Raw genomic sequence first — 5,058 nt, 5'->3', positions numbered from 1 at the left:
TAGTACATTAAATCTTATTGAACCGCCGTATACCGAACGGTACGTACGGTGGTGTGAGAGGTCGGTAGGTGAAATAATCACCTACCTCCTACTCGATTACTTATCTATAACTGCAAGGGGACAGGAAACCACGCATTTGCCACAAACATCACACAATCCTATATCAGTGAATTGTTTTGATATATCCAGCAGTCGGTCATAGCATTTGAATCTATCAAATCCATCAATACTGAGGGCATCTACAGGGCAGGCTTTAACGCATTTCAAACAACTGCCGTTTTTATAGTATAGGCAGTATTCTTCCTCTGCTCTCTTATCAGGGGATATTTCCTGGGACATAATTACTGTACCGTATCTCCCTGCGCTTCCTGCCTTAGCTATCAGCATTCTGTTGACACCAAATTTCCCTAGACCAGCTACATAGGCAGCACTTCTGTGGGACCATCCGGACCTTAAGATTTTCTCATCAAAATTGTGGGTGGCTTTTATTGTTGCTGCCTTTATGCCTATACTTTCAAGATACTCAATCATCTTTTCAGATATATGATTGATAAGGGTGTTGGTCTTCACATAGGACTCAGCCCATTCAGTAGAGACAGCCTCGTCTACTCGATTACTGGAAACAACACTCTCAGAAAAGGGAATAAAAAAGGATATTACTGTTTTTGCCTCTGGAAGAATATCTTGGGGATAAAGGTGTTCGGGTCCTACATTGCTCTTTATGTTTCTAAATAATTGGTCCTCAGCTGATGAGAAACCCACCAGTGGCTCTCGGTAAAAGCCTTTATCTTCTGATTGAGACACATATTTTTTCACCAGATTTGTAAGCTCTTCTCTCAAATTCAAAAAAACCACCCCTTTACTTCATAATAAATAATGGAATTATCATTAAATTTATAGTAGCATAGCAGTCATCCAAGGGTCAACAAACTCAAATGCTTTGCATGGATAAATTCTCAATTAAATATGCTATAATGGAAATATCAGTAATTACAAGGGGGAAGTAAAATGATTGATTCATTTGAGTTTATATTGCCTACCAAGATAAGGTACGGGGCTGGAATACTTAAAGCTTTGGGTGAAGAACTGAGAGATTTGAAGGCTAGAAAAATTATGGTGATTACAGACAAAGGTCTCGTAAATGCGGGAATGCTAGATAAGGTTACGAAAATTATAAACGAAGAAAGTATGGATTATGTAATATACGATGAAATTGAAGCAAATCCAAAGGACTATAATGTAGAAGCCTGTGCGGAAGTTGCCAGATTAGAGTCCATAGACACTATAGTGGCCTTCGGCGGAGGAAGCCCCATAGATGCGGCAAAGGCAGTTGCTGTTTTGGCAAGGCAAGGGGGCAAGGTCAGAGATTATCAGGGAAAAGGAAAAATCAAGGAAGATTGTTTACCACTGATAACTATACCTACTACAGCAGGCACAGGAAGTGAAGTAACATTTTCTTCTGTTATAACAGATACCAGGGAGAAATTTAAGTTTACCATAAAGAGTACTGCGATAGCAGCTAAGACTGCCATTGTAGATCCGGAACTCACTTTGACTGTACCGCCGCTTGTTACTGCAGCAACTGGTATTGATGCTTTGACTCATGCTATAGAAGGTTATACAGCAAACTGCACTGAACCAATAGCAGAAGCTGTGGGACTATACGCGGTAGAATACATATCAGGCAATATTGTTGAAGCAGTTAAAAATGGTAGAAACTTAGCTGCAAGAGACAAAATGATGATGGGAAGCTTATTGGCAGGACTATCCTTCAGCCATGCTGATGTTGCTTCGGTCCACTGCATGGCTGAGGCGCTGGGCAGTCTCTATGATGCACCCCATGGCATGTGTAATGCAATACTGCTTCCTTATGTTATGGAATACAATTTACCTTTTGCAGAATATAAATATGCCAGGATAGCAAGGGCTATGGGTATAGTGGAAAAAAATGATCATGAGGCTGCAGTGAAGGGCATTGAGCATATAAAGGAATTGTCAGAGGAGATAGGTTTGCCTGGAATAAGAACTCTTAATGTCAATCCAGCTGATTTTGAGTTGCTGGCAGAAATGTCAGTTATGAATGGTTCCAATGACAGCAATCCAAGGAAAGTTACCAAAGATGAGTATGTATTGCTGTTTAAAAAGGCATATGATGATAGCTTTTTTAAATAAATATTTAGTGAATATTGATTCTGCGCCTTTAGATTTCACATGATTGTTGAAATTTGAAGGCGTATTTAATACAAAAAATGGATATGATGATATAATTAATGTTTTACAACATATAATATTATAAGTGTACAAGTATATTATGTTGTAAAGGGGGGATAAAAATGTCTGATGACTTTTTGAACAGAATCAAGGCAGCATGGAGAAGATTTATTGAAGAAGACATAATAGACGATGTAGTGAACCCAACGGTTCAGAAGTCATGGAAAAGATGCAAAAAAAATCAGGTTAATCATAAAGCCGGACATGGTCGAAAAGCAGATCCCCAGAAAATGAATTGCATAATGAATAAGAATAGAGAGCTTTTGAAGGTTGCTAGACCTATAATGACTAATTTAAATGATATAGTATTAGGATCTGGATTTGTAATAGTTCTTACAGATGATGAAGGATATATTATCGAATCCATTGGTGAAGAAAGAATAAAAGATGAAGCAAGCAGATTAAACTTCTGTGTAGGATCTCCATGGACAGAGGAAGAAGTCGGTACCAATGCAATAGGTTTGTGCATAAAAGAAGATAAACCAGTGCAGGTAATAGGAGCAGAACATTACTGTGAGAAACATCACCCTTGGACATGTTCAGCAGCTCCTATACACGATGATAAAGGTAAGCTTATCGGAGTATTAAATATGTCAGGAAGCTGCTTTAAAGCCCATAAGCACACTTTAGGCATAGTGGTAGCAGCAGCCTATTCAATAGAAAATGAGCTATCGCTGATAAAATCTCATGAGCTGATAGATACAACTGTTGAATCTATTTCGGATGGGATGATAGTTGTAGACAAGACCTATAAAATAAATAAGATGAATAATGTAGCAGAGAAAATATTAGGTGTAAAGCGTGAAAATGCCATTGGAATGGATATCAGAAGTATTTTAAAAGATGTGGTATTTGAAGATATATTGAATATGAAAACATCTTTTCTAGAGAAAATAGACTGCGATTTTGTAGTAGGAAGTAAAAGAATTCCTTGCAGCACCAAAATAACACCGGTAAAGACATATAGTCACTTAATTGGTATAGTGATTATGTTTAAAGAGATGAAATACTTACATAAAACTGTAAACATATTAACAGGCAACAAAGCCAGATACTCATTTGAAAATATTCTGACTGTAAATCCGAGTATGAAAAAAGCAATTAAGGATGCACAGAAGTTTGCAAAAACAAGAGGATGTATTCTGATAGAGGGTGAGAGTGGGACAGGAAAAGAATTGTTTGCACATTCAATACATAACTATAGCAATAGAAGCGAAGGCCCATTTGTAGCAGTAAACTGCGCTTCTATACCGAGAGAATTGGTAGAAAGCGAACTATTTGGATATGAAAGAGGTGCTTTCACAGGAGCTGTGAAAGAAGGTAAACCCGGTAAATTTGAGTTAGCCAATGGAGGAAGCATATTCCTTGATGAAATAGGAGAGCTCCCATTAGATATACAGGCTAAGCTTCTAAGGGTATTAGACAGTTATACAGTGACAAGGATCGGCGGCAAACATGAAAAGAAGTTGGATGTAAGAATAATATGCGCCACTAATAGAAATCTTTATGAAGAGGTTAAAAAGAGAAATTTCAGAGAGGACTTATATTATAGATTAAATGTTTTTAAAGTTAATACTATACCATTGAGATATAGAATCGAAGATGTAGATATTTATATTGATCATTTTTTAGATAGATTAAATAGCGCTAACTTTACAAATAAACGAGTCAGTGACGACTTTTTATCCTATGCCAGAAGCTATACATGGAAGGGCAATGTAAGAGAATTAGAAAATGTAATTGAAAGAGCATATTATCTATGTGAAGAAGATATAATTACTGAGAAGTATTTGCCAGATGAAATATATTTTCATGAATCAGCAGCAACAAAAGAAATACCAAGATATCAAGATATATCTATAAGAGAAGCTGAAAGACAAGCAATAATAAATGCTTTAATAAAAACCAATGGTAATGCAATAAAAGCCGGAGAATTATTGGAGATTAGCAAGTCATCCATTTATAGAAAGATAAAGGAATATGAAATTGATGTGAAGCTGTATAGGTAGAATACTTATGGGAAAATTCCCAGATGTGAGAATTGCAATTCTCATATCTGGGAATTTTTGCTTTGAAAATATTCTTTCTTTATGAATAGTGTTATCTTCATGGGGCATGGATTAGGCTTCTATGTAACTTATGCTCAGTCTTCATATTAAATTAATGAGATTGGCATGAATATTGCGAATATTGCAGGATGTAATAATCAAATATGCTTAAGGGGGGTGGTTTTATTAGAAGGTATATTATTGAATTTGGATTGGGAATGGACTTTCATGGCCAGGACGTAACTCGTGCAGGAGAGAAAGCTGTACTAGATGCAATTTCCAGAAGCTGTTTATGCGGTTTGCAGGAAATACTGGACATCAACGACTTGAATGATCGTGTGGTAGTAAATGTAACTTTATCTGTAACTAGACCGGAAGAAATTGATGTAGAAAGAATAAAGAAATGTCTACCCGTAGGTAGGAAAAATGTGAAAGCAGTGAAAGGCGGACTTCAGATACCGGGATTATTTATACCTGAGTTTGGAGACAAGGATAACAGCATAGAAGCAGCATTAGCCTGCGTAGAAGTAGAAATAGTTTAGAAGGAGGGATAGGCTTGAATTTATCAAATTATCAAATAATGGAAATGTATAGAACAATGAAGAGGATTAGAGAATTTGAAAACAAAGCTATGGACTTATTTGGAGAGGGACATATACCAGGATTTGTTCACCTATACATGGGAGAGGAGGCTGTAGCAACAGGAGTATGCTCCAATCTAAATGAGGATGATTATATC

At 36.7% G+C, this 5,058-nt stretch carries 5 protein-coding genes; 4 read left to right on the top strand and 1 reads right to left on the bottom strand.

Features of this window, described 5'->3' with window-relative positions:
* Positions 1 to 96: 96 nt before the first annotated feature.
* Positions 97 to 846, bottom strand: a complete 750-nt coding sequence (locus ACESM9_RS14400; RefSeq protein ID WP_373000195.1) for an epoxyqueuosine reductase — start codon at positions 844 to 846, stop codon at positions 97 to 99.
* Positions 847 to 1,008: 162 nt separating this feature from the next.
* Between ACESM9_RS14400 and ACESM9_RS14395 the strand changes: the two genes are divergently transcribed.
* The 4 genes from ACESM9_RS14395 to ACESM9_RS14380 form a co-directional block, all read left to right on the top strand.
* Entirely contained in the window at positions 1,009 to 2,172 is a 1,164-nt protein-coding gene (locus ACESM9_RS14395; RefSeq protein ID WP_373000192.1) for an iron-containing alcohol dehydrogenase, read from the top strand.
* Positions 2,173 to 2,333: 161 nt separating this feature from the next.
* The gene (locus tag ACESM9_RS14390; RefSeq protein WP_373000190.1) at positions 2,334 to 4,280 is read left to right on the top strand and encodes a sigma-54-dependent Fis family transcriptional regulator; all 1,947 of its coding nucleotides are present in this window, start codon (positions 2,334 to 2,336) and stop codon (positions 4,278 to 4,280) included.
* A gap of 203 nt (positions 4,281 to 4,483) precedes the next feature.
* A complete protein-coding gene (locus ACESM9_RS14385; RefSeq protein WP_373000187.1) occupies positions 4,484 to 4,861 on the top strand; it encodes a Lin0512 family protein in 378 nt (125 codons plus the stop codon).
* 38 nt (positions 4,862 to 4,899) lie between these two features.
* Positions 4,900 to 5,058 (top strand): thiamine pyrophosphate-dependent enzyme (locus ACESM9_RS14380; protein WP_373000198.1); only part of this gene is annotated, 159 nt, incomplete at its 3' end.

Source organism: Lutispora sp. (assembly GCF_041687175.1).
Classification (GTDB): domain Bacteria; phylum Bacillota; class Clostridia; order Lutisporales; family Lutisporaceae; genus Lutispora.
Note: the sequence above shows the minus strand (reverse complement) of the source record. Positions and strands in the feature narration are given on the sequence as shown.

Excerpts from the sequence above, each read along its gene's own strand:
- ACESM9_RS14390 (WP_373000190.1), top strand. The coding sequence starts at position 2,334 with ATGTCTGATGACTTTTTGAACAGAATCAAGGCAGCATGGAGAAGATTT.
- ACESM9_RS14395 (WP_373000192.1), top strand. The coding sequence starts at position 1,009 with ATGATTGATTCATTTGAGTTTATATTGCCTACCAAGATAAGGTACGGG.
- ACESM9_RS14385 (WP_373000187.1), top strand. The coding sequence starts at position 4,484 with ATGCTTAAGGGGGGTGGTTTTATTAGAAGGTATATTATTGAATTTGGA.